The organism is Pseudomonas sp. (assembly GCF_032058845.1).
In the GTDB taxonomy this organism is placed as follows: domain Bacteria; phylum Pseudomonadota; class Gammaproteobacteria; order Pseudomonadales; family Pseudomonadaceae; genus Aquipseudomonas.
This window is the reverse complement of record NZ_DAMCCR010000067.1, coordinates 1-23,923: the sequence shown is the minus strand read 5'-3', so window position 1 is coordinate 23,923 and position 23,923 is coordinate 1. Positions and strand designations below refer to the sequence as shown.

The 23,923-nt window shown below is 61.3% G+C and carries 19 protein-coding genes, 4 tRNA genes and 2 pseudogenes; 10 read left to right on the top strand and 15 right to left on the bottom strand.

Going from position 1 to position 23,923, the window contains the following annotated elements; all coding sequences use genetic code 11:
• The 4 genes and pseudogenes from RT028_RS13765 to RT028_RS13750 form a co-directional block, all read right to left on the bottom strand.
• Nucleotides 1-94, bottom strand: a pseudogene (locus RT028_RS13765) (cytochrome o ubiquinol oxidase subunit III); the annotation flags it as partial.
• Between the two features lie 3 nt (nucleotides 95-97).
• A complete protein-coding gene (gene cyoB / locus RT028_RS13760; RefSeq protein WP_312935628.1) occupies nucleotides 98-2,116 on the bottom strand; it encodes a cytochrome o ubiquinol oxidase subunit I in 2,019 nt (672 codons plus the stop codon).
• A 3-nt stretch (nucleotides 2,117-2,119) separates the two neighbouring features.
• Nucleotides 2,120-3,061 carry a ubiquinol oxidase subunit II gene (gene cyoA, locus RT028_RS13755; protein ID WP_312935626.1) on the bottom strand — a complete coding sequence of 314 codons (942 nt, stop codon included), beginning with the start codon at nucleotides 3,059-3,061 and terminating at the stop codon, nucleotides 2,120-2,122.
• Between the two features lie 560 nt (nucleotides 3,062-3,621).
• Complete coding sequence (locus tag RT028_RS13750; protein WP_312935624.1) at nucleotides 3,622-4,128, bottom strand: disulfide bond formation protein B; 507 nt, start codon at nucleotides 4,126-4,128, stop codon at nucleotides 3,622-3,624.
• 605 nt (nucleotides 4,129-4,733) lie between these two features.
• Here RT028_RS13750 and RT028_RS13745 point away from each other — a divergent pair.
• A complete protein-coding gene (locus RT028_RS13745; RefSeq protein ID WP_312935622.1) occupies nucleotides 4,734-6,644 on the top strand; it encodes an ATP-binding protein in 1,911 nt (636 codons plus the stop codon).
• A 20-nt stretch (nucleotides 6,645-6,664) separates the two neighbouring features.
• On the opposite strand, the gene RT028_RS13740 is transcribed toward RT028_RS13745, so the two are convergent.
• Complete coding sequence (locus tag RT028_RS13740) at nucleotides 6,665-6,850, bottom strand: hypothetical protein (RefSeq protein WP_312935621.1); 186 nt, start codon at nucleotides 6,848-6,850, stop codon at nucleotides 6,665-6,667.
• A gap of 331 nt (nucleotides 6,851-7,181) precedes the next feature.
• Complete coding sequence (locus tag RT028_RS13735) at nucleotides 7,182-9,284, bottom strand: TonB-dependent receptor domain-containing protein (protein WP_312935620.1); 2,103 nt, start codon at nucleotides 9,282-9,284, stop codon at nucleotides 7,182-7,184.
• 166 nt (nucleotides 9,285-9,450) lie between these two features.
• On the opposite strand from RT028_RS13735, the pseudogene RT028_RS20360 reads away from it, so the two are divergent.
• Nucleotides 9,451-10,174: pseudogene (locus RT028_RS20360) on the top strand (DUF4198 domain-containing protein).
• Between the two features lie 46 nt (nucleotides 10,175-10,220).
• Here the strand turns inward: RT028_RS20360 and RT028_RS13720 are convergent.
• Nucleotides 10,221-10,754, bottom strand: coding sequence for an AAA family ATPase (locus RT028_RS13720; protein ID WP_312935614.1), 534 nt, complete (start codon nucleotides 10,752-10,754; stop codon nucleotides 10,221-10,223).
• 459 nt (nucleotides 10,755-11,213) lie between these two features.
• On the opposite strand from RT028_RS13720, the gene RT028_RS13715 reads away from it, so the two are divergent.
• Nucleotides 11,214-12,854: a methyl-accepting chemotaxis protein gene (locus RT028_RS13715; protein WP_312935613.1), complete on the top strand. Its 1,641-nt coding sequence runs from the start codon at nucleotides 11,214-11,216 to the stop codon at nucleotides 12,852-12,854.
• Nucleotides 12,855-12,970: 116 nt separating this feature from the next.
• Here RT028_RS13715 and RT028_RS13710 read toward each other — a convergent pair whose 3' ends face one another.
• From RT028_RS13710 to RT028_RS13695, 3 genes are all read right to left on the bottom strand, one after another.
• Entirely contained in the window at nucleotides 12,971-13,192 is a 222-nt protein-coding gene (locus RT028_RS13710) for a hypothetical protein (protein WP_312935611.1), read from the bottom strand.
• A gap of 788 nt (nucleotides 13,193-13,980) precedes the next feature.
• Nucleotides 13,981-14,055: transfer RNA gene (locus RT028_RS13700), tRNA-Thr, on the bottom strand.
• Nucleotides 14,056-14,110: 55 nt separating this feature from the next.
• Nucleotides 14,111-14,536, bottom strand: a complete 426-nt coding sequence (locus RT028_RS13695) for a pilin (protein WP_312935610.1) — start codon at nucleotides 14,534-14,536, stop codon at nucleotides 14,111-14,113.
• Nucleotides 14,537-14,759: 223 nt separating this feature from the next.
• Here RT028_RS13695 and RT028_RS13690 point away from each other — a divergent pair, with 223 nt between their 5' ends.
• From RT028_RS13690 to RT028_RS13660, 7 genes are all read left to right on the top strand, one after another.
• Entirely contained in the window at nucleotides 14,760-15,965 is a 1,206-nt protein-coding gene (locus tag RT028_RS13690) for a type II secretion system F family protein (protein WP_312935608.1), read from the top strand.
• Between the two features lies 1 nt (nucleotide 15,966).
• A complete protein-coding gene (locus RT028_RS13685; RefSeq protein ID WP_312935607.1) occupies nucleotides 15,967-16,833 on the top strand; it encodes an A24 family peptidase in 867 nt (288 codons plus the stop codon).
• The gene (gene coaE, locus RT028_RS13680) at nucleotides 16,833-17,456 is read left to right on the top strand and encodes a dephospho-CoA kinase (RefSeq protein ID WP_312935606.1); all 624 of its coding nucleotides are present in this window, start codon (nucleotides 16,833-16,835) and stop codon (nucleotides 17,454-17,456) included. Before RT028_RS13685 ends, coaE begins: the two co-directional genes overlap by 1 nt.
• Nucleotides 17,453-17,653: a DNA gyrase inhibitor YacG gene (gene yacG / locus RT028_RS13675; protein WP_312935605.1), complete on the top strand. Its 201-nt coding sequence runs from the start codon at nucleotides 17,453-17,455 to the stop codon at nucleotides 17,651-17,653. Before coaE ends, yacG begins: the two co-directional genes overlap by 4 nt.
• Nucleotides 17,654-17,738: 85 nt before the next feature.
• Entirely contained in the window at nucleotides 17,739-18,368 is a 630-nt protein-coding gene (locus tag RT028_RS13670) for a DUF1780 domain-containing protein (RefSeq protein WP_312935604.1), read from the top strand.
• Between the two features lie 114 nt (nucleotides 18,369-18,482).
• On the top strand, nucleotides 18,483-18,656 hold the full coding sequence (locus RT028_RS13665) for a DUF3094 family protein (protein ID WP_312935603.1): 174 nt from the start codon (nucleotides 18,483-18,485) through the stop codon (nucleotides 18,654-18,656).
• 84 nt (nucleotides 18,657-18,740) lie between these two features.
• Nucleotides 18,741-20,036: an NAD(P)/FAD-dependent oxidoreductase gene (locus tag RT028_RS13660; protein WP_312935601.1), complete on the top strand. Its 1,296-nt coding sequence runs from the start codon at nucleotides 18,741-18,743 to the stop codon at nucleotides 20,034-20,036.
• Between the two features lie 142 nt (nucleotides 20,037-20,178).
• On the opposite strand, the gene RT028_RS13655 is transcribed toward RT028_RS13660, so the two are convergent.
• From RT028_RS13655 to RT028_RS13635, 5 genes are all read right to left on the bottom strand, one after another.
• Nucleotides 20,179-20,254 (bottom strand) — tRNA-Lys (locus tag RT028_RS13655).
• Nucleotides 20,255-20,260: 6 nt separating this feature from the next.
• Nucleotides 20,261-20,337: transfer RNA gene (locus RT028_RS13650), tRNA-Pro, on the bottom strand.
• 9 nt (nucleotides 20,338-20,346) lie between these two features.
• Nucleotides 20,347-20,422: transfer RNA gene (locus RT028_RS13645), tRNA-Asn, on the bottom strand.
• 434 nt (nucleotides 20,423-20,856) lie between these two features.
• On the bottom strand, nucleotides 20,857-23,421 hold the full coding sequence (gene clpB / locus RT028_RS13640; RefSeq protein ID WP_312935600.1) for an ATP-dependent chaperone ClpB: 2,565 nt from the start codon (nucleotides 23,419-23,421) through the stop codon (nucleotides 20,857-20,859).
• 124 nt (nucleotides 23,422-23,545) lie between these two features.
• Nucleotides 23,546-23,923: laccase domain-containing protein (locus RT028_RS13635; protein WP_312935598.1), on the bottom strand; the 378-nt coding region annotated here is incomplete at its 5' end.

The following is a 23,923-nucleotide window of genomic DNA, read 5'->3' as shown; positions in this document are numbered from 1 at the left end:
AGCCCAGTACGGTCATCTGGCCCGAGTCGTGGTGGTGATCGTCGTGCCCATGGTCATGACCATGAGCGTCACCGTGCATTACTTGACTGGACATTGATTACACCCGTTCAAACGTTTCGACACGTGCACCACCGGTAGGCATACCGGCGAGCTGCAAGGCCCGTTGGCGTTCACCTTCGATGCGCGCCACTTCTTCAGCCGGCACCATGAAGCCCTGGTCATCACGCGCAGCGTGGCGAACGAAGACCGCGATGGTCGCAACCAGGCTCACACCGACCAGCCACCAGATATGCCAGATGAAGGCAAAGCCGAAGACGGTCAGGAACATACCCATGAACAGACCCGTAGAGGTGTTGCTCGGCATGTGAATGGCGTCGTACTTGGCTGGAACCTTGTAGGCAACACCGGCTTCCTTGGCTTCGTGCCAAGCGTCGAGACCGACTTTCTCAGGCATGTGGGCGAAGTTGTAGAACGGTGGTGGCGACGAAGTGGACCATTCCAGGGTACGGCCGCCCCATGGGTCGCCAGTGACGTCCATGTTGTCCTTGCGGTCGCGGATCGACACGAACAGCTGGATCAGCTGGCAGGCGATACCGAACAGGATCAGCACGGCACCCACGACGGCGACGTACAGGTAGGGTTCCCACAGCGGGTTGTCGGAGTGGTTCAGACGACGGGTCATGCCCATGAAGCCCAGCGCGTACAGCGGCATGAAGGCGACATAGAAGCCGGTGAGCCAGAACCAGAACGCTGCCTTGCCCCACTTCTCGTTCAGGGTGAAGCCGAACGCTTTCGGGAACCAGAACGCGAAGCCTGCGATGTAGCCGAAGACCGCACCACCGATGATCACGTTGTGGAAGTGAGCGATCACGAACAGGCTGTTGTGCAGTACGAAGTCGGCACCTGGAACAGCCAGCAGGACGCCGGTCATGCCACCGATGGAGAAGGTGACCATGAAGCCCAGGGTCCACAGCATCGGCGGCGTGAAGCGAACACGGCCCTGATACATGGTGAACAGCCAGTTGAACAGCTTCACACCCGTCGGAATGGAGATCAGCATCGTCGCCAGACCAAAGAAGGTGTTGACGCTCGCGCCCGCCCCCATGGTGAAGAAGTGGTGCAGCCAGACCGCAAAGCCCAGTACCGCAATGGCACCCGACGCATAGATCATCGCGTGGTGGCCGAACAGGCGCTTGCCAGAGAACGTCGAGGTGACTTCCGAGAACACGCCGAAGGCCGGCAGAATCAGAATGTAGACCTCAGGGTGACCCCACGCCCAGAACAGGTTGACGTACATCATCGGGTTCCCACCAAGCTCGTTGGTGAAGATATGGAAGTCCAGATAACGGTCAACGGTCAGCAGAGCGAGTGCAGCAGTCAGGATCGGGAAGGAAGCGACGATCAGTACGTTGGCCCAGGTGCAGGTCCAGGTGAAGATCGGCATGTCCATCAGTTTCATGCCAGGCGCGCGCATCTTCATCACGGTGACGAGGAAGTTCACGCCGGTCAGTGTCGTACCCAGACCTGATAGCTGTAGCGCCCAGATGTAGTAGTCGACACCCACCCCAGGGCTGTACTGGATACCCGCAAGCGGCGGATAGGCCACCCAGCCGGTCTTGGCGAATTCACCAACACCCAGCGAGACGTTGACCAGGATCACGCCTGCCAGCAGCAGGTAGAAGCTCAGGGAGTTGAGGAACGGGAAGGCCACGTCACGTGCACCGATCTGCAGAGGAACCGCGAGGTTCATCAGGCCGGTGAAGAACGGCATCGCCATGAAGATGATCATGATCACACCGTGCGCGGTGAAGATCTGGTCATAGTGCTCAGGCGGCAGATAGCCTTCGGAGCCGCCGGTCGCGACCGCCAGCTGTGTACGCATCATGACGGCGTCGGCAAAGCCACGCAGCAGCATGACCATGGCAACGATGATGTACATCACGCCGATTTTCTTGTGGTCGACCGTGGTCAGCCATTCGGACCACAGGTACGTCCACTTGCGGAAGTACGTGATCAGGCCGACGACTGCGATACCACCAAGCGCGATCATGGCAAGTGTCACCATGACTATCGGCTCGTGATAGGGAATCGCCTCCAGACTTAATTTACCGAACATCTCTTACTCCTCTGCCCCGGCAGCTGATTGCTTACTCGACTCAACACCCTGGGTTGTCGCCAGATCCTTGCTACCTTCCTGCTCGTGGCTCGGACCGCGCTTCATACCTGCGTACTTGTCGACGATGACCTGGAACTGCTCAGGCGCGGCCTCGCTGTACAGCACAACTGGGTTGTTTTCGCTAGGTTTGGCCAAGGCGTCGTAGGTTGCCTTGTCCAGTTTCAACGGCGACCGCTTCACTTCGGCGACCCATGCATCGAAGTCAGCCTGGGACGTGGCGGTAGCCTTGAACTTCATGCCGGTGAAGCCGGCACCGCTGTAGTTCGCGCTGATACCGTCGAAGACACCTTCCTCGTTGGCGATCAGATGCAGCTTGGTGGTCATGCCCGCCATCGCGTAGATCTGCCCGCCAAGGCCGGGGATGAAGAACGAGTTCATCACAGCGTCGGAGGTCACGCGGAAGTTGATTGGCGTGTTGGCCGGGAAGTTGATCTTGTTCACCGTGGCAATCCCTTGCTCGGGATAGATGAACAGCCATTTCCAGTCCATTGCGATGACGTCGATCTTCACCGGCTTGACGTCAGAGTCTAGCGGACGGTAAGGATCCAGGCGGTGCGTGGAGAGGTAGGTGACGTAACCCAGGGCGATGATGATCAGGATCGGGATGATCCACACCGCTGCCTCGATCTTGGTCGAGTGCGACCAGTCAGGCGTGTAGGTCGCGGACTTGTTGGAAGCACGGTACTTCCAGGCAAAGGCCAGCGTCATGATGATGACCGGCACTACCACAAGCAGCATCAGGCCGGTCGCGATCAGGATCAGGTTCTTTTGCTCAATGCCGACCTGGCCCTTCGGGTCGAGCAGGGTCCAGTTGCACCCACTGAGTAAAAGCATGCCTAAAACGGGCAATATGCCAAACAGTCTGGGGTAACGCTTTTTACTCATCTCACGACCTCTAGATCAGCTTGCTTCAATGCAATTGTGTTTTGGTAGCCAACGTTTCGTCCTGCCAAACGTGAGCATTTATCAGCTCGAATACGCGCCGGCCAATGATCCGACTGCAGGATTTGGCGAGGAACGTGTTCAACGGTGCTTGGGTAGTATAGGCAAACGGCCTGTGCTTCAGACCAAGTCCATTTGGTGCGCGAAAACGCGGAGGGGTATCCGCCCGGAATCGCCGCTGGGCGAAACTTGACGAAGTCAGCAAAAAGGAGCGCTGAGGCTTCCTTCTATTCTGCGACTCGCAAGCAGTTGCCGAACGGAAATTGGGGGCGATTGTAGTTAGCTAGCCAGACGGTGACTATGACTTATTGAGCAACAGTCTATTACACGAATGGTAACAATAGACCGCCAACAATCAACTTTGCGACAGTTTGTCGCACCCTGAGCGGGCGACCCGCAGGCCTTGATCTGCGTGGGTTTGAGCAGATCAGAGGGGGGCTTTGCAGGAGAAGCGGTGATGGCGCAGTGGCTGCCAAGGGGGTGCAACCACTGCGGCATTTTGTCTACCCCCTGCGGCGATTGCGCGCAATGCCAAGCGGCACCAGGATCGCCGTCAGCACGAAGGCTGCCAGCGCCCATTGCGCGAGGGACAGGCCGAGGATGGGTGGGTACGGCGTGCTGCAGAAGCCGTCGACCTGAAATGCCAGCGGCCAGAGCTTGGCCAGGGGCAGGTCGTCGACGATCGGCTGCAGGGTGTCGATGCCGCAGCTGACCATGGGGTTTGCCAGTATATAGACGTGGTTACCGGCCGCCACGATCCCACCCACCGCGCTCAAGACGACCAGGGCTTCCATCACCGTCAGGCTACGACGCCCCGGCATGGCCGCACCGAGGAAGGCGAACACGGCGATGAACAGCAAGGCGTAACGTTGCAGGATGCACAACGGGCAAGGCGCCTCGCCCAGCACCACTTGCATGTACAGCGCGCCGCCGATCAGCGACAGGCAGATGACTCCAAGCAAAACCAGAAAGCGCCGCTCTCGGTTCAAGGTGGAGGTGTGTTCGTTCATTGCCGGTTCCTTCGAAGGAGAATGACAGCGTGCAGCGTCTGAGGCGTTAGGACCCAAGCCTGGGAAATCGGTTCAACGATGACCCCGCTCGATCCAGCTCTACGTACGTCTGTGGCCACAGGCCATGACTGCAGGGAGTGAAGAATACAGTGATTAAAGAAGGATTAAAGATGAACGAGATCAATCCTCGTTCATTTACCCGGTGCGCTGATGCTCTACCCCGCTGCACAGTGGGTGCTTCCCAACCTGCTGGTCAGCGCTGTCGACTTTCTGCAGGTTTTGCGCAGGCTTACGCAGCACGGCCACGGGTGTGCACCTCTCACTGGCGGCTTCGGCAATGAAGTGGGCTCACGGCCAGATAGCGGTTCGATCTGCGCCAGCGTGTAAGGATGAACGTGACGACGAGCGCTTGCACATCGACGGTTCAGGCAACCACCGGGAACACCTCATGGGTGCGCAGGGTCAATGCCTTCGAACCTGTGCAGCACTGGCGAGCGTCCGTTTGTCATCCTGGCATGAGCATGATGCCAACGGGACATACTCCGATGTAAACGCTGCTGCTAGGATAAGACCCTTCCCTTTTTGACTGGCTGGATGCGTCCATCATGTCGGTTGTTCCCTTCGGCTCACTCGGCCTGCTCAAGGCAGCGGCAAGTCCTCTCGGCGCCGGGCCCGCGAAAGATTTTTCCGATCTGGATCTGCTGCACGCCATCAGCACCACGTTGATCGGCGAACACGACAGCCACGCGCTCTACGGCAAGATCGTCGATGCCGTGATCACCATCACCGGCGCCCAGTACGGCACCATGCAGTTGCTCTGCCCGCCAGACGATCCGTCCGGTCAGGGGGGCAAGCTGAAACTGTTGTGCTCACGCGGCTTCACTCCGGAAACCGCAGGCTTCTGGGCGTGGGTCAGCCCGTCGGCGCACAGCAACTGCACCCTGGCGTTGAAGCTGGGCGAACGCGCGGTCATTCCCGACTTCGAGCAGTGGCCTGCCATTGCTGGCAGCGACGACCTGCAGGCCTTCCGCCGCGCCGGCATCCGCTCGGCACAGACCACGCCGCTGCGCTCACGCGCTGGCAAGCTGCTGGGCATGATTTCCACGCACTGGAGCATGCCGCACCAGCCCACCTCCCGCGATCTGCGTCTACTCGACATCGTCGCCCGCCAAGCGGCTGACCTGCTCGAACGCACCATCGCCGAAGAGTCCCTGCGTGAACGCGAAGAGCAACTCAAACGCACCTGCACTGTGTTGCTCGACATCGAACAGGCGCAGCGGGAAACCGAAGCCCAGCTGTTGCGCCTGAATGAAACCCTCGAACAGCAGGTCGCCGAACGCACCGCCAAACTCATGCTGGCCGAGGAGCAACTTCGCCAGTCGCAGAAAATGGAGGCGGTCGGCCAACTGACCGGTGGCCTGGCTCACGACTTCAACAATCTGGTGGCCGGTATTTCCGGCGCCCTGGAGTTGATGGAAAAACGCATTGGCCAAGGCCGCTTCAAGGGCCTGGACAAGTACATCGTCGCCGCACAGAACTCTTCTCGCCGCGCTGCTGCCCTCACCCACCGGCTGCTGGCCTTCTCGCGCCGGCAGACCCTGGAGCCTCAACAGGTTTCGGTCAATGGCCTGATGCACGGCATGGTGGAACTGATCCAGCGCACCGTCGGCCCTGGCATCGAGATCAAGGTGCAGTGCGATCAGGCGCTGTGGCCTGCGTTCGTCGACGCCGGGCAACTGGAAAACGCGCTGCTCAATCTGTGCATCAATGCCCGTGACGCCATGCCCGACGGCGGCACCATCACCCTGCGCACCGATAACCACGTGCTCGACGCCGACGCTGCCCGCAGCCTGCAGCTGGCGCCCGGCGACTACCTCTCGCTCAGCGTGGCCGACTCAGGCACCGGCATGCCGCCGGAGATCATCGCCCACGTGTTCGAACCGTTTTTCACGACCAAGCCTGTCGGCCGAGGCACCGGGCTGGGCTTGTCGATGATCTATGGGTTCGCCCAGCAATCGGGTGGCCAGGTGCGCTTGTGGTCAGAGGTGGACAACGGCACCCGCGTCTGGATCTACCTGCCACGCGACCGTGTCGAGCGTTTCACCCCCGCCGCCACTGAGCGCACGCTGGCCGGGCAGTCGTCCACGCGTAGCGAAACGGTGCTGCTGGTCGATGACGAGCCCACCCTGCGCATGCTGCTGACCGACGTGCTCAGCGAACTCGGCTACACCGTGCTACAGGCGAGCGACGGGGCATCCGGCCTGCGCCTGCTGCGCTCGGACATGCACTTTGATTTGCTGATCACCGATGTCGGGTTGCCGGGCGGCATGAATGGGCGGCAAATGGCCGACGCAGGTCGCGAGTTGCGCCCTGGCCTGAAAACCTTGTTCATCACCGGCTACGCCGAAGCCGCCGCCATGGGCGACGGCCAGCTCCCCAGCGGCATGGGGGTACTGACCAAACCGTTCGCGGTGGAACGGTTGGAGCAACACGTCAGAAAACTGCTGGGCGCCTAGCGCGCCCCGACGTTCCGCCTTCAGCCCTGCTGGGCTTTCTCCTCCTGCTCCGCCAACGACACCGCCAGGCGCGTGACTTCCAGATCGTTGTCCGAATACACCCGCTGACCGCTGTCGTCCTCGACGCAGAACGCCTGAGTAACCCCTGACTCGCGCAGTGCTTCGGGGACATCGCTACCGTGAACCTTGATGACATGAACAGACATGACGCTCTCCAAACCTGAACAGTGAATCATTTGGATGGAGGCTGATGGGGATAGGTTCGAACGAGGGTGGGGGTGGTTCGGACGAGTGGATTTGTAGGAATAGTTCAGTCGGAATTGGGATCGGTGCTGTGAAAGGACATCACGACCCGTGCCAAGCTTCCAGGCTTGGAGCACGACGATAACACCGCATCCGGGTCGCATTACCGGGGCGGCCGGAGGGGGGCTGGCATCGCACGCGAACCACCCAGAGGCCTGCTGCGCTGCGCCATCGCAATCACCGATCAGAAGGGTGTTGCCTGTACGCAAGGGCTGCAGGCCAGCGGCGCCATGTTCAGAAGAAGTATCGGGCCGATGCCCCCAGGGTGGTGGACGGCTGCGGAACGATCACCAACCCGGCGCTGGTGCCATAGGCGACCTCGGTGCCGTAGCGATGGGGCTGAAAGGTGCCGTACAGGCTGAACTGGTACTGGTCATAGTCGTAAGAAGCGCGCAGGTCATAGCGGGTATAGACCGGCATTTCCTTGCGCGTACTGCCCACGTAGTAAGGGATACCGGCCAGGTGGTAAGCATCGGCATTGAGGGTCAGTTGGCCACCCATGAACGCATCGCGGTGCTGCACGCCCGCCTTGTAGGTGTGCTCGGGCACTGGCAAGCGGTCACCCACGCCCGGTGCAGGATTGTTGATCGACGCCTCGAGAATTCTGCCGTAGCTGGCGTAGGTGCTGAGGGTGGAGGTGAGCTGGTAGTTGAAACTGGTTTCCACCCCTTTGCGCGTGGTGTCGCTGGCTTGCTCGAAGACGCCGGGTGAGGTCTGCAAGGTCTCGCTGTCGTTCAGGATGTAATAGAACTCGGTGGTGCTGGACAGTCGATCGCTTGGGCGTGCGGTAAAGCCCACATCATAGGAGGTCACCTTGCTGGGCCGTACGCTGCCGTTGATCCGCCCCCCGGTTTCGCTGGGCGGCAGTGCCGCACTGCTGCCGGAGCTGATGTACTCGGCCGCTGGCGAGCGGAAGCCCTGGGCCGCATTGGCAAACACCTCGAACTGCTCGGTGGGCGTCCATACCACCCCGAACTTGGGTGTCGTGACGGAACTGTTGTAGCCGGTATCGGCATTGCGGAACTTGAGGTTCTTGATGTCGTAATCGAAACGGTCGTAGCGAATGCCGGCCAGCAGTTTCAACGAGTCCACTGGCTTGTACTGCCCCTGTGCAAATACGCCGTAGGTGATCAGGTCCTGGTCGAAGTCGAAGTAGTAGTTTTGCGTGGGCTGGAGGTTGCGGTATTGCTGGCGGAAGGCATCGCCCTTGTCGCGGCGGGCGTCGGCCCCGATCAACAGCGCGGCCGAGTCCTGATAGACGAAGTTGTAGGCAACGCGGCCGCCATAGATATCGCGATCATCCTTGCCATAGTTGTGGGTCCTGGCGCCGTTGGCGATGCCTCGCACACGCTTGAAGTCTTCAAAATAAGCGGTGTATGAAAGGCCCTCTTCACCTTCTGCAGGCGTGCGATTGAACACATAGGTGTTGCGGTTCGCAGTGCCGAAGCCATACAGGTTATCCGTATCACGCCGGCTGATGGTGCCCGCCTTGAGTGCAGGCAGGTTCAAGTAGCCGTCGTTCTTGAAGTCCGCTTCGTAGTGGCTGAATCGTGCCGAATACCGGGCGTCCCCAATCACCCTGGAAAGCTTCCAGAAATAGTTGTCTCGATTGGTTTCCGCGGCTTTGCGATAGCCGTGGGTCTGGTAGGTATCGGCGATGAACAACGATTCGAAGCCCTCATGCTCACCGCCAAGCACCAGGTTCCCACGCACGCCATCGAAACTGGCGATGTCCACGCCGATGCTCGAGGCCACATCACCACCGTCGAGTGTTTCGATGTTTACCGAACCTGCACGGTTCTGATCACCGGACAGCGCTGAGACGGGCCCTTTGATGACGTCGACCCGCTTGATCATCTGCGGCGTCAGCCACTCTAGAAACACCGGGCCATGCCCTGCACCGCCCTGACTCGACGGAATGTTCTGCGGTACGCCGTCGACGGTCACCGCCACATCGGCACCGTGCGTGCCATTGGTGGTGAAGCCGCGCATGCGAAAGCCATTACCGGTATCGCCCTGATCGATGTTGTTGGCCACGACCCCAGGCACACGACGATAGATGTTGGAAATGTCTCGGTCGACGTTCAGCGTCTGGATGTCTTCCTGAGTCAGCGTGGACACCGCCGCCGGCAAGCTTTCGGCATCCGTACTGACCTTGCTGCGTACCAGCGGTTTGCCGGGCCCGGCACCGCGCCCTTCACCTGCAACCTCGATCGTTTCCAGCTCGACCTGTTTCGCGCCGGTCTCTGCGGCTGCCACCGATGCCCAGGAAACGAGGCCAGTGAGTGCGGCGCGTTTGAAAAAACTCGGCTGAAGGCGTTGTGTGAACCTGTACATGACGCGGTGTACCTCAATGATGTTAGCTAATAACACTTTAACATCACTACGTTATACTATAACAATACTCCATCAACGAGCTTTGGCATCCCGCCCTTGAGAGGTTGGGCCAGAGATCTGACTGCCTCCCGGAGGGAGGTTCCACCCACGGCATCGGAACACAATCATGAAAATCCCCCGCTTACTGGCTATCGCACTCGGCGTTATGAGCACAGGCTCGGCGTTGGCCCACGGGATCTGGACCGAGACACGCCGGGGCGACCTTGTAGTGGTGTATGGCCATGGCGCAGAAGACGAGGCCTACGCGCCGGAGAGGATCAAGGAGGTGTGGGCCTATGCACCTGACGGCCACTCGATACCCACCACGGTTGAGCGGCGCCAAGACCATGTCCGCCTGGTGCCGCTGGCGACACCGGCGGTGGTCAGCGTTGCCATGGACAACGGTATCTGGAGCAAAGGGCCCGATGGCAAATCGGTCAACGCCTCGATGACCCAGGTGGCGGGCGCAACCAGCGCCAGCCATAGCTACAAATACAGCCTGGCCATTTTGCAAGCGCATGCCCGTCTCCCCCACTGACCTGAGGATGGCAATGCTGATTCGCCCTCTGCGAGACCCGACGACGGTAGGTGTCGGTAAGCCGCTGCCTGTTGAAGTGACCATCGACGGCAAGCCTGCGCCCGATATTGCCCTGTTCGATGATTATCGCGCCCTGGCGGACGCCAGCAGCGTCAGGACCGATGCCCGCGGGCGGGCGAACGTGATCATTCGCAACGCCGGTCTGAATGTCATCGCCGCACAGGCCAGAGTGCCCTCGACCCGCGAACAGGGCGTGACCGAACGCAGCCTGTCGACCTCATTGACGTTCGTGGGCGAGCGCCATTCGCACTGATAAGGTCGCAGGTGATGTTCGTTCAAAAGTGGGCTGCGCAAGGCGCCTATTGTTGACCTGTCACTTGCCAGTCACTGGCCGTCAGAAAGGCTTCGACGTCGCGATCAGAACGCAGGTACACCACACGACACTGGTCTGGCGCGTTCGCGGCAAGCTGCTGCATCTTGCTCCTTGCCGAGTGTCGCGTGGTCCACATGAAACGGAAGAATTCGGGCAGGTTGCTCAGGCGCTCGGGACAGTTCTCCGGCAAGTCCGGCCGGGTATGACCACGCCCCTTGAGCGTTCTCGTCAACGCCCGCCAGAAGCGCAGCGCGGGGCCGCGGTCGAGCCAGATCAGCAGGTCGGCGCGAGCGACGCGGTTGGCCCAGGTGGCGGAGTGGCCACCTTCGAAAATCCAGTGCTCTTGCGCCTCGGCTGCCAGGCAGAGGCGCGTCTTTTCCTCCGGGCTGCGCTCCTGCCAATTGGGCTGCCAGTGAATCTTGTCGATGTGAATGACCGGGATGCCGGTGACCTGGCCCAGTTGTCGAGCGAGGGTGGATTTACCGGCGCCGGGTTGGCCGATGATCATGATGCGAGGCATGGAAATTCCATTTCCTGAGAAAGAGGTTCGATGAAACAGGCGTGGGCTAGCGGTTGCAGGAAGCTGACACGCTGCATTGTCCACTTACGCGTTTGAACGTACAACGCGGGGGCGCTGCGTGAGGCATCGATGGCAGACGCGGCTGCAGGCAAGGCCGATCGGCGCGCTCGATCCGTCCCGGTATACGCCGCAAGCATAATCATGGGTTGGGTAAGACTTTCGGGGCCAGGTGTTGCACCCAGCGCGGGCGGGCGCCCATCTGACGCCTTCTGCTCCACCAGGCCTGAGGCCCTGTAACGCTGTTTGCAGTGCGCGCTTGTAATAGCCTCGCCCTATCGATGCAAATGCCAAGGATCAATTAGTGTTCTGAGGGGTCACTACATAATATCGCTTTGCCATTATCTGGCTTTGAGCCAGTACTTGGTCCGGCACCCCCCTCGCCTCACAGGTTCACCACTCATGAACAGATCCCTCCCTCTCGCCACCCGCATAGGCCTGGGCTTCGCCGCCATCGTGTCCTTGCTCGTTCTGGTCACCGCCGTTGGCATTCAGCGCGTGGGATTCATCGATTCCACCCTTGAACACGTCAGCGAAAACGCCGCCAAGATTCAGCGCTATGCCATCAACTTCCGCGGTAGCGTGCACAACCGCGCCATCGCCATCCGCGATGCCGTGCTGGTGAATAACGATGCGGACTTGGCGCGGCATCTGAAGGAAATGACCGATCTGCAACAGGCCTACATCGACTCCGCCGGGCCCATGGACCAGTTGTTCGCCGATCGCGGCGTATCCGCCAACGAGCAGCAACTGCTGCAAGGCATCAAGGAGATCGAAACCCGCACCCTCGCCTCCTCCAAGGCCGTGCTCGACCTGCGCCGCGCTGGCGATATCGCAGGTGCCCAGGCGCTGCTGCTGCGCGAAACGTCCGGCGACTACAGCGAGTGGCTCAAGCGAGTGAACGCGCTGATCGACCACGAAGAAGCCTCGATCAAGCAGCAACTGAACGACGTACAGGCCACCGCCAGCCAGTTCCGCGGGCTGATGCTCGCGGCCACCGGCGTGGCCCTGCTGCTGAGTATTCTGCTGGCCACGGTGATCATGCGCTTCGTGCGCTCGACGCTCGGCGCAGAGCCCACCGAGGTCGGCCAGGCCATCGAGCGTCTGGCCGCAGGCGATCTGTGCCAGAACATCGCCACGCGCTACCCCGGCAGCGTGATGGGCGTGCTCAAGACCGCGCAGGATCGCCTGGCCGACACCATCGCCCAGGTGCGCCTCGCCGCCCAGGCGGTCAATCAGTCCTCCACGCACCTGTCCGAAACCTCCAGCGCCAACAACGAACACATCGGCCTGCAAACCCACGAGACCCAGCAGGTGGCCACGGCCATCGCGCAGATGTCGGCCACGGTCAACGAAGTGTCCGGCTACGCCGCGCAAGCCGCGCAGGCGACGCGCCAGGCCGACCAGGAAGTCGAGCAAGGCAACCGCCTGGTGGCCGACAGCACCTCGGCCATCGAACAACTGGCTGCGGCCCTGGTAGAAACCACCGAAACCGTCGAGCAGGTCTCCCGCCAGGGCGAGCGCATCGAGACCGTGATCGACGTGATCAACTCGATTGCCTCGCAGACCAACCTGCTGGCGCTCAATGCTGCCATCGAAGCCGCCCGCGCCGGCGAGCATGGTCGCGGCTTCGCGGTAGTCGCTGACGAAGTGCGCTCGCTGGCCAATCGTACCCAGCAGTCGACCGAAGAAATCCGCGAGATGATCAGCAGCCTGCAAAACGGCACCGCCGCCGCCAGCAGCACCATGCGCAGCAGCTGTGAGCTGGCTGAATCGACCGTGGGCCAGACACGCAACGCGCAGCAGGCGCTGGCGCGGATTAGTCAGGAAGTGGGCGCGCTGAATGAAATGAACACGCAGATCGCCAGCGCGGCGGTGCAGCAGAGCGCGGTGACTGAAGAGGTGGCGCAGAATCTGAATCGGATTCATGGGTCGACGGTGGAGTCGGCGAACGGGTCGTTGCAGGTGGCGTCGGCGAGTCAGGAACTGACGGGGTTGGCGGAGCGGTTGGCGGAGAAGGTGGCGATGTTCAAGGTGCGGTGAGGGTTGGAGGCGGATGCTTTGGCGCAGGACTTGCGCCTAGGTGATTAAACTCCTGAAATCCTCAGCTGCGCCAGCTCTGCGCTGGCGACAGCTCTAACACCGGGCTTGCAGACAGATCAGGTCGACTCACTGTCAGGATTGATCATCTTTGCGCAGGCTTCACCTGCCAATCGACTGATGATCCTGATCGCCTGATGGATACCTGCAGTTTTGCGCAGGCTTGGGTGAGGATCCTCCCCGCACTCCAACGTTTCATCGTGCTGGATCAGGGCTTCGCCTAACAGTTCGAGCGTCCAGATATAGCTTTGCACCATGGACAAGGATGCTTGATCAGTCATGAGGCATCCCCCTTGGCGCTGGAGCAGTATTAGCCAGGTCGCAAATGGGATAAAAACGGTGGGTGGTGGGAGCCGGCGCTGGGCGGCGGCGGAGAGCGGATGCGAACTTCTTCAACAGATTCGGGGTGGTCATGCATGAGTTCCTTTCGTCGTGGAACTGCCACCGCTCGCGGCCAAGCAAGTTGAGGTGGCAGCAGTACGCGGGTTGGCCGACCGGGACGAAAGGAGCCCGGCACACCCGAAGGTGTCCCGCGCACCACCGCCATAACACGACATCACAGGCACAAAAAAAGCGCCTGCGATGACGATTGGGCGCTGCTGCGCCTCTCGATTCCGACCGGCCAAGGTCGCATCGCCGATGCTTCGGCGACTGGGAGAATCTATCCGGGCAGGTCTGCTTTCGCAAGCGCGGAGGGGATTCAGCACACTTCCAGCCTCAACCTGCGCAGAAATGCGAGCTCTGCCAGAACGTCAACCAGCGGCGAGTCGAAGAATGGGTTCTGTAGCTGCAGGTCGTGGTGAGAAAACTGGGGCGTCTCGAAATCATCTCTAAACGGTAGAATCGTTATCTAGAAAAATTTCGATTTTTACCCCGTAAACACTGGCAAAAAACTGATCAGCAGCTAACCGTTATCTAAAAACCCGTGCAACCCTAAGTGGAAAGCTGCGAACCATAAAGTCAAAAGCATGCAGCTCCGTGAAAGAAAAAGCGGAGACGAAAAAGCCCGCACAAGGCGGGCTTCTAGGGGTACCAGGTAGCGAGAAAATCGCCATAGGTCCACTGATTCTGGTGCGGAGACAGGAATCGAACCTGCGACCTTCGCGTTACGAGTGCGCTGCTCTACCGACTGAGCTACACCGGCGTGTTGCGCAACGTACCACTGCCGTGAGGGTTACGCAAACCTCTGTTTCAACTCATTAATTACTCGAACCGCCGGCGACCGTGCAGCCTGTGGGTGCCAGGTCCTCCTCGATCGTCGTGGCGCACCCCCACCCCGCCGCCGTGCGGTTCAGCGTAACCGTCTTGCCGATGATGCTGGAGGGGGCCTGGGCGAGGGTGCATTGCAGCGTGCCGGTCGCGGCCGCGGCGTTGCCGGTTGCGGTGATGGCGCAGTGCGCCGTGGCTGCCTGGCCGCCCAGGGCCGTGACATCGGCGACGTCTTTGCCATCGGTCAGGCGCAGGTCCATCGGCGTTTTCAGGGCCGAGATTTCCAGCAGCGCCGCTGCGGCCTTCGAGCGGGCCTGGTGGCTGGTGTAGCTGGGGATGGCAATGGTGGCCAGGATGCCGATGATCGCGACCACGATCATCAGTTCGATCAGGGTGATGCCGCGTTGCTGCTGCATGGGGAGCTCCTTGTGGTCGGGTAGGTCCGCAACACGTGCACGGCTGGTGCCGGGGGGGGTGAACGCCGGCAGGCCAGTCACGTTTTGTCACGCTCACGGGGAAGGACTTCATGTCCGCTGCACTACTCTAGTGAGCCTCTCGCCACGTGCAGTGTGAAGCTGTTGCGGGAGTTTACCTGGAGCGCTCTGCCCTTCCGCCCACTCGTATGGAAAAGGATTTTCCATGACTCGATCCCTGCGTCACTTTGCCTGGGAAGGCATCGATCATCACGGCATGGCCGTCAGTGGCCAGCTCTCGGCGCGCAGCCCGCTGTTCGTGCGGGCCCGGCTGGAATCTCAAGGCATCCGCGTGGCGCGGGTGCGGCCTGCCGGGGGGATGCGCTGGCGGCTGCCCGTTCTGGAGACCACCGACCCTGCGGGGTTCAGCCGTCAGCTCGCGACCTTGCTCACTGCCGGTATCCCGCTGCTGCAAAGCTTCGAGGTGATGGGCCGAGCAGGGGCAGATGCCGGCCTGGCAACGCTGCTGGAGCGATTGAAACAGCAGGTCTCGGCCGGTCTTTCCCTGGCCGACGCCTTGCAGCAGCACCCGCGCTGGTTCGATGAGCTCTACTGCAACCTCGTGCGCGTCGGGGAGCACTCCGGCACCCTGGAGCGCCAGCTGGCGCAACTGGCGGGCATGCTCGAACGCCGGCAGGCGCTGCGGCGCAAGGTGCGCAAAGCGCTGATGTATCCCCTGCTGCTGCTACTGACCGGGCTGGGTGTAGCGGCCTTGTTGCTGCTGGAGGTCGTGCCTCGCTTCCAGAGGCTGTTTGCCAGTTTCGACAAGGCATTGCCGCCCTTTACCCAGTGGGTCATCGATGTGTCCACGGGGTTTGCCGACCACGCGGCAGGCGTGTTGATGCTCGTCGTGCTGAGTGCATTGGCGGCTCGGGTGCTGTATCGACGCCACGCACTGGCGCGGCAATGGATGCAACGGCGGACGCTGGCGCTGCCGGTGCTGGGCACGCTACTCGGTGAAGCGGCACTGGCGCGTTTCAGCCGTAGTCTGGGCACGGCGTATGGCGCAGGGGTGGCGCTGCTGGATGCGTTGGACAGCGTGGCGAAGGTCACTGGCAGTGAGCTGCACGAACACGCGGTGCTGCGCCTGCGCCGGGGCATGGGCAACGGGCTGGGCCTGAATCAGGCGATGGCGATGGAGCGGGTGTTTCCGCCGATGCTGGTGCAGATGATCGCCATCGGTGAAAGCAGCGGCACACTGGACCTGATGCTGGAAAACGCTGCCAGCCATTACGAAGCCAAGGTCACTCAATCCCTGGACCAACTGACCACACTGCTGGAACCGGCGGTGGTGCTGATTCTCGGCGTGCTGGTCGGCGGCCTGGTGGTGGCGATGTACCTGCCGATCTTCCAGCTGGGGAGCCTGTTCTGACATGTCGATCTGGACGCTGCTGCTGGAACAGCCGACAGGCTTCACGATCTTCGCGGGGCTATTTGGATTGCTGATCGGCAGCTTCATCAATGTCGTGAGCTACCGTTTGCCGATCATGCTCAAGCGCCAGTGGCGTGCTGAGGCGCAAACGGTGCTCGGCTTACCCGTGGAGCGGCATGCGCGGTTCAATCTGGCGTTGCCGGGATCAAGCTGCCCACGCTGTCACCACGCTCTGCGCGTGTGGGAAAACGTGCCTGTGCTGAGTTATCTGTTTCTGCGTGGCCGCTGCAGCGCCTGCAGCGAGTCGATCAGCGTACGCTACCCGCTGGTGGAAGGGCTCAGTGGCGCGCTGTCGGCCGTCGTCGCCTGGCGTTGTGGGCCGGGATTCGAGGCACTGGCACTGCTTGTATTGACCTGGGGCCTGATCGCGCTCAGCGTGATCGACCTGCAGCACAGGCTGTTACCGGATGTGGTGGTGCTGCCGATGCTCTGGCTGGGCCTGCTGATCAATACAGCCGCCGTGCGTGTTGATCTGACCCAGGCAGTGCTGGGCGTGGCCGCAGGCTACCTGAGCCTGTGGACCCTGTTCTGGCTGTTCAAGCTCATCACCGGCAAGGACGGCATGGGCTACGGTGATTTCAAGTTGCTGGCGATGATGGGCGCCTGGGGCGGCGTGCAGATCGTGCCGTTTACCTTGCTGTTGGCCTCGATCGGCGGTGCCTTGGCAGGCCTGTGGCTGTTGGCCCGGCGCAAGGCGCGCCTGGGGGGTGAAATGCCTTTTGGGCCCTGTTTGGCCATCGCGGGGTGGATCATGCTGCTGTGGAGTGATGAAATACACACTTCCTACCTGCACATGACCGGGTTCTGATGACCACCGCAGCACATTCCCCCTGGATTCTCGGCCTCACCGGCGGCATCGGCAGCGGCAAGAGTGCCGCCGCTGACCGCTTCGTCGCGCTGGGCGTACACCTGGTCGATGCTGATCAGGCCGCACGCTGGGTGGTCGAGCCGGGGCGCCCGGCACTGGCGAGCATCGTCGAGCGCTTCGGCCCGGGCGTGCTGCTGGCAGACGGCCAACTCGATCGCGCCGCCCTGCGCCAGGTCATCTTCGCTGACCCTGAGCAACGGCGCTGGCTCGAAGCGCTGCTGCACCCGCTGATCGGCCAGGAGATCTTCAGCAACCTGGCGACCGCCCAGTCGCCCTATGCCGTGTATGTGTCCCCCCTGCTGATCGAGTCCGGCCAGTACACCAAGACCCAACGCATTCTGGTGATCGATGCCCCGCATGCCTTGCAGATGCAGCGCACCTTGCAGCGCGATGGCACCGACGTCGCGCAGGTCGAGGCGATTCTCAAGGCGCAGCTGAGCCGAGAGGAACGCCTGCGCCACGCCGACGATGTCGTGGTCAATGACCGCGACCTGGCGTCGCTGCATGAACAGATCGATCGCCTGCATCATCTCTATCTGACATTCAAAGGAGGTCGGCCATGAGCCAACCACTGACCGTAGACTGCCCCACCTGCGGCGCCCCCGTGGAATGGAAGGCTGCCAACGCCTTCCGCCCGTTCTGCTCCGATCGCTGCAAACTGATCGACCTGGGCGCCTGGGCCGCTGAAGAGCACAAGATCCCCGCCGCACCCGAGTCCGAAGACGAGCTGTATTCCGGTGAGCTGGAATCCCGCCACTGAGCCGCCACGCCCTGTGTTGGCAGGGCGTACTTTTTTCACGGGTAAACAGCATCTTACCGTCATCGATAGCGACTAAGCTGTCTGCATGGACGACTCAGACTACCTGCGCCTGTTGACCATCCAGGCCGAGCAGGCCAATGCCTTTCTTTCCAATGCCCGCAAATGGGAGCGTGAGCGTTGGGTCTGCCAGCGCCTGCTGCAAGGGCTGAACATCGCCTACCGTAACGAAGACTTCACACCGGCCGGTCAGGAACCGCCCGACGTGCTGTTCCACGACGCCGCCTTCGAAGTGTTCTTCGTACTCGATGAGGGGCGCCGTCTGAACGATGAGTGGCGCGAGGAACTGCAGCGTCGTCGCAGCGCTTTTTCCCTGGCGCAACTGGTGCGCCGCGAAGCACGGCCGCGGCGCATCAGTGCACAGGAACTACTGGCACGCCTGGCGCCAACGCTGCGCAAAAAAGCGCACAACTATGTCGAGCGCGGCCTGGACCTGGGTGAGCTCGATATCATCGCCTTCGCCAGCCTGAAGCGCGAAGTGCTCGACCTCAACAGCCATTTCCCGCCGCCCACCGAGTACTTGCGCCAAGGCTGGCGCTCGCTGTCGCTGGTGGGGCCGACCTTCGCCCGCGTGCTGTTCGCCCACCCGCAAGCACCGGATTTCCTGCGCAGCAACCTGGGGCGCAGCATCGTTTTCGATGTGGGCATCAGCCTCTGAGCGCAGGCCGGCACTGGATAGATTTCCACGTCGCGGTTGAAAGGCATTATCATTCGGCCACTGCGAGAACGCTGTGGCGTTTGTGCAGTCCTATGCGTCTATCCGAGGCCCCTCATGAACAGCCGCCTGAATCCTCACGATCAGTGTCGCGTCGATGAGTACCTGCAAGCGCCCCAGCATCATGTCGAGCACAGGCCGTTGCGGCCCTGGTCGCTCCTGATCCTGATGGTCGCGCTGACGGCTGCCTCGGGTGTGATCAGCCGTCTGTCGAGTGAGCCGGTGCTATGAGCTGCCTCGCGCTCGCCCTCCCCTCGCCTGAAACAGACGCCGGCCCCTGCGGCCACGAATTTTTCAACCTTACGAGATGTCCTCATGACTCATCGCATTGTGATCGTTGGCGGCGGCGCTGGCGGCCTGGAACTGGCGACCCGCCTGGGCAAAAGCCTGGGTAAGCGCAAGCAGGCCACCGTTACCCTGGTCGACGCCAACCTTACCCACATCTGGAAACCGTTGCTGCATGAAGTAGCCGCTGGCTCGCTCAATTCCTCCGAAGACGAGCTGAACTACGTTGCCCAGGCCAAGTGGAACCACTTCAATTTCCAGCTCGGGCGCATGAGCGGCCTGGATCGCGACAGCAAGATGATCCAGCTCGCAGCTACCCTGGACGAAGACAGCAGGGAGCTCTTGCCGGCCCGCACCTTGGGTTACGACACCCTGGTCATTGCCGTAGGCAGCAATACCAATGACTTCGGCACACTGGGCGCGGCGCAGCACTGCCTGTTCCTCGACACGCGCAAACAGGCCGAGCGCTTTCATCAGCAGTTGCTCAATCACTACTTGCGCGCCCACGCCGGCGACGTGGCCAGCGAAAAAATCAGTGTGGCCATCGTTGGCGCAGGCGCTACGGGCGTGGAGCTGGCGGCCGAGCTGCACCACGCGGCTCAGGAACTGGCGGCCTACGGCCTGGACCGCATCCAGCCACAGGACATGCACATCACCCTGATCGAAGCCGGGCCGCGCGTGCTGCCTGCCTTGCCGGAACGCATCAGCGTTCCCGTGCACAAGACACTGGAAAAGCTGGGCGTGAAGGTCATGACCAACGCATCGGTCAGCGAAGTGACTGAAGACAGCCTGAAAACGGCAGGCGGCGATGTGATTCAGGCCAGCCTCAAGGTCTGGGCTGCCGGCATCCGCGCGCCTGCCTTCCTCAAGGACATCGATGGGTTGGAAACCAACCGCATCAATCAGCTGGTGGTGCGCCCTACCCTGCAAACCACCCTGGACGACAACATCTTCGCCTTCGGTGACTGCGCCGCCTGCCCACAGCCCAACAGCGACCGCAACGTCCCGCCGCGTGCTCAAGCCGCCCACCAACAGGCGTCGATGCTGGAAAAAAGCATCAAGGCGCGCTTGGAAAACAAGGCACTGCCAACCTACACATACCGCGACTACGGCTCGCTGGTTTCGCTGTCGAGCTTCTCGGCCGTGGGCAACCTGATGGGCAACCTGACCGGCAGCGTGATGCTCGAAGGGTGGCTGGCGCGCATGTTCTACGTGTCGCTGTACCGAATGCACCAGATGGCGCTTTATGGCACGTTCAAGACGCTGATGCTGATGCTGGGCAGCAAGATTGGCCGCGGCACCGAACCGCGCTTGAAGTTGCACTGATGATCGATAGCGAGGGGCCGTAGAAGGCCTCTCGCTAACTTGCCAGGCCATCTGGATAGTTACATTGGCCAGGCAATTGCCTGAAAACCTGAAATCCAGACAAAAGAAAAAGGGCATCTCAGTCGAGATGCCCTTCTTACTATGGTGGGTCGTGTAGGATTCGAACCTACGACCAATTGGTTAAAAGCCAACTGCTCTACCAACTGAGCTAACGACCCGGAAAATGGTCGGGGTGAGGGGATTCGAACTCCTGACATCCTGCTCCCAAAGCAGGCGCGCTACCGGACTGCGCTACACCCCGAGGAAAGATTGGCTCCGCGACCTGGACTCGAACCAGGGACCCAATGATTAACAGTCATTTGCTCTACCGACTGAGCTATCGCGGAACTGAACTTCGTACAAATTTTCCGTAAAACCTTACAACTTAACAACTTAACAACTTCGAAGACTGAGTAAGCTTCAAACTCATCGGCGTCCGCTTTCGCGTTACTGCCTCTGATGGTGCGCTATTCTACATCCTTCGTTTTGCTTGTCAAGCCCCAATTTGCTTTCAAGTGACTGATTTGCAAATTGTTTTCAGACCGACGATACCGCTGCTGATCTGCTTAGTGCCTGACAACGCGGCGTATATTAGGGTGAGCTTTTGCCCATTGCAAGCAGAAATTTCAATTTTCTCAACATGTTATCGGCGACCCCCGAAAACCGGGATTCCAGACGCCTGCCGTGCCCCCAAGGCTGGGCTCAGTGACACCCCTGTGGACAAAAAAGCCCGGTGCAGATGACACTCCGCACCGGGCTTGGACCTCACACTCATCGATGATCAGTCGAAGCGAATGCCCTCTCCGTCCGCTTTACCTGTGATCGTGGTGCCCGGCATGAACGTACCCGACAGAATCAACTGCGCCAGGGGGTTCTCGATCCAGCGCTGAATCGCCCGCTTCAAGGGCCGCGCGCCATAGACTGGGTCGTAACCCACCGCGATCAGCTTGTCGACCGCTTCCGGCTCCAGCTCCAACGACAGGTCGCGCTCGGCCAGACGACTGCGCAGCCGGCCCAGCTGAATCTCGGTGATTCCGGCAATCTGCTCGCGCCTGAGGGGTTCGAACACCACCACCTCGTCGATCCGGTTGATGAACTCGGGACGGAAATGCGCGCCCACGGCGTCCATCACTGCCGCGCGCTGAGCATCGCGGTCGCCGACCAGTTCCTGGATCTGCGCCGAGCCCAGGTTGGAGGTCATCACGATCACCGTATTACGGAAGTCCACGGTGCGCCCGTGGCTGTCGGTCAGACGACCGTCTTCGAGCACTTGCAGCAGCACGTTGAACACGTCGGGATGGGCTTTTTCCACCTCGTCGAGCAGCACGACCGAATACGGCTTGCGACGCACGGCCTCGGTCAGGTAACCGCCCTCCTCGTAGCCGACATAACCTGGCGGTGCACCGATCAAGCGTGCCACGGAATGCTTTTCCATGAACTCGGACATGTCGATGCGCACCATGGCCTCATCAGTGTCGAAGAGGAATTCGGCCAAGGCCTTGCACAGCTCGGTCTTACCGACCCCCGTTGGGCCAAGGAACATGAACGAGCCACTAGGACGGTTCGGGTCGGACAACCCGGCGCGCGAACGGCGCACGGCGTTGGCCACGGCGATTACCGCCTCCTCCTGGCCGATCACCCGTTGGTGCAACAGCCCTTCCATCTTCAACAGCTTGTCGCGCTCGCCTTCGAGCATCTTGGACACGGGAATACCGGTCCACTTGGAGACCACTTCGGCGATTTCCTCTTCGGTGACCTTGTTGCGCAGCAGCTGATTCTCGGTCTTGCCATGCTGATCGACCATCTGCAGGCTGCGTTCAAGATCGGGGATCACCCCATACTGCAATTCCGCCATGCGGCTGAGGTCACCTTTGCGGCGCGCCGCCTCCAGCTCTTGCCGGGCCTGTTCGATCTTTTGCTGAATCTGCGCGGAGCCCTGCACCTCGGCTTTCTCCGAGGCCCAGATTTCTTCCAGATCGGAATATTCGCGCTCGAGCCGTTCGATTTCTTCGGTGAGTTTTTCCAGGCGCTTCTTGGCCGGCTCGTCCTGCTCTTTCTTCAAGGCCTGAGACTCGACCTTGAGCTGGATCAAGCGCCGATCGAGACGATCGAGCACCTCGGGCTTGGAGTCGATCTCCATGCGAATCCGGCTGGCGGCTTCGTCGATCAGGTCGATGGCCTTGTCCGGCAACTGGCGGTCGGTGATGTAACGGTGGCTGAGCTTGGCCGCGGCGATGATCGCGCCATCGGTGATAGCGACCTTGTGGTGCACTTCGTAGCGCTCTTTCAAGCCGCGCAGGATGGCGATGGTGTCTTCTTCGCTGGGTTCCTCGACCAACACCTTCTGGAAGCGCCGCTCCAGGGCCGCATCCTTCTCGATGAACTGGCGGTACTCGTTCAAGGTGGTGGCGCCCACACAGTGCAGTTCGCCACGCGCCAGCGCCGGCTTGAGCATGTTGCCCGCATCCATGGCGCCCTCGCCCTTGCCCGCGCCGACCATGGTGTGCAGTTCGTCGATGAACAGGATGATCTGGCCTTCCTGTTTGGACAGCTCATTGAGCAGGCCCTTGAGCCGCTCTTCGAACTCGCCGCGGTACTTGGCACCGGCGATCAGCGCACCCATGTCCAGCGCCAGCAGGCGCTTGCCTTTGAGACCATCGGGCACTTCGCCATTGATGATACGCTGGGCCAGGCCCTCGGCGATTGCCGTCTTGCCGACGCCGGGCTCACCGATCAGCACCGGGTTGTTCTTGGTCCGACGCTGCAGCACCTGAATGGTGCGGCGGATCTCGTCGTCCCGACCGATGACCGGGTCGAGCTTGCCTTCCTCGGCGCGCTTGGTCAGGTCGACGGTGTACTTGTCGAGCGCCTGGCGGGATTCTTCGGCGTTGGCGTCGTTCACGGCGGCGCCACCACGCAGGTTGTTGATGGCGTTTTCCAAGGCCTTCTTGCTCACGCCCTGGCTGAGCAGCAGCTTGCCCAGCTTGCTGTTTTCATCCATGCCGGCGAGCAGCACCAGCTCGCTGGAAATGAACTGGTCACCGCGCTGTTGCGCAAGCCGATCCGCCTGATTGAGCAGGCGTGCCAGGTCTTGCGACATGTTCACGTCACCGGTGGGGTTCTGGATTTTCGGCAATTGATCGAGGGCTGCGACCAGGGCTTGGCGCAGCGCGTTGACGTCGAAACCGACCTGCATCAGCAGTGGCCTGATCGATCCGCCCTGCTGATCGATCAGCGCCTGCAACAGGTGCAGCGGTTCAATCGCGGGCTGATCCATGCCAACGGCCAGGGATTGGGCGTCGGATAACGCGAGTTGCAGCTTGCTGGTCAAACGGTCTATGCGCATGGAGATACCTTCCTGAATAAGGGCAGGCCGGAGCGATGGACACACCTGATGGAGAAACCTGCCAGAGATAACCAATAGATGAGGTTGATTCTGGAAGATTCAAGCGTAGCGGGGTTGATGCAGATCAGCGTGGCTGGAGCCAGACCAGGGACGCGAAACGGCCACCTTGCGGCGTACGGCGATAGGAGAAGAAACGCGGGTCGGACACGGTGCACAGACCGCCGCCGTAAATCGCCCGCACACCACGACTGGCGAGGCGGATGCGCGCCAAGGCGTAGATGTCGGCCAGCAACTTGCCCGGCTGCGCGCCCGGCACGAAGGCAGCGTGTGCATCTGGGTGCTGAGCGGTGAAGGCCTCGCGCACCTCCAGCCCGACCTCGAAGGCCTGCGGGCCGATGGCCGGGCCCAGCCAGACCAGCACGTCTTCGGCGGGTACAGCCAAGGTGTCGAGCGTGGCCTCCAACACGCCAGCGGCGAGGCCGCGCCAGCCAGCATGGGCCGC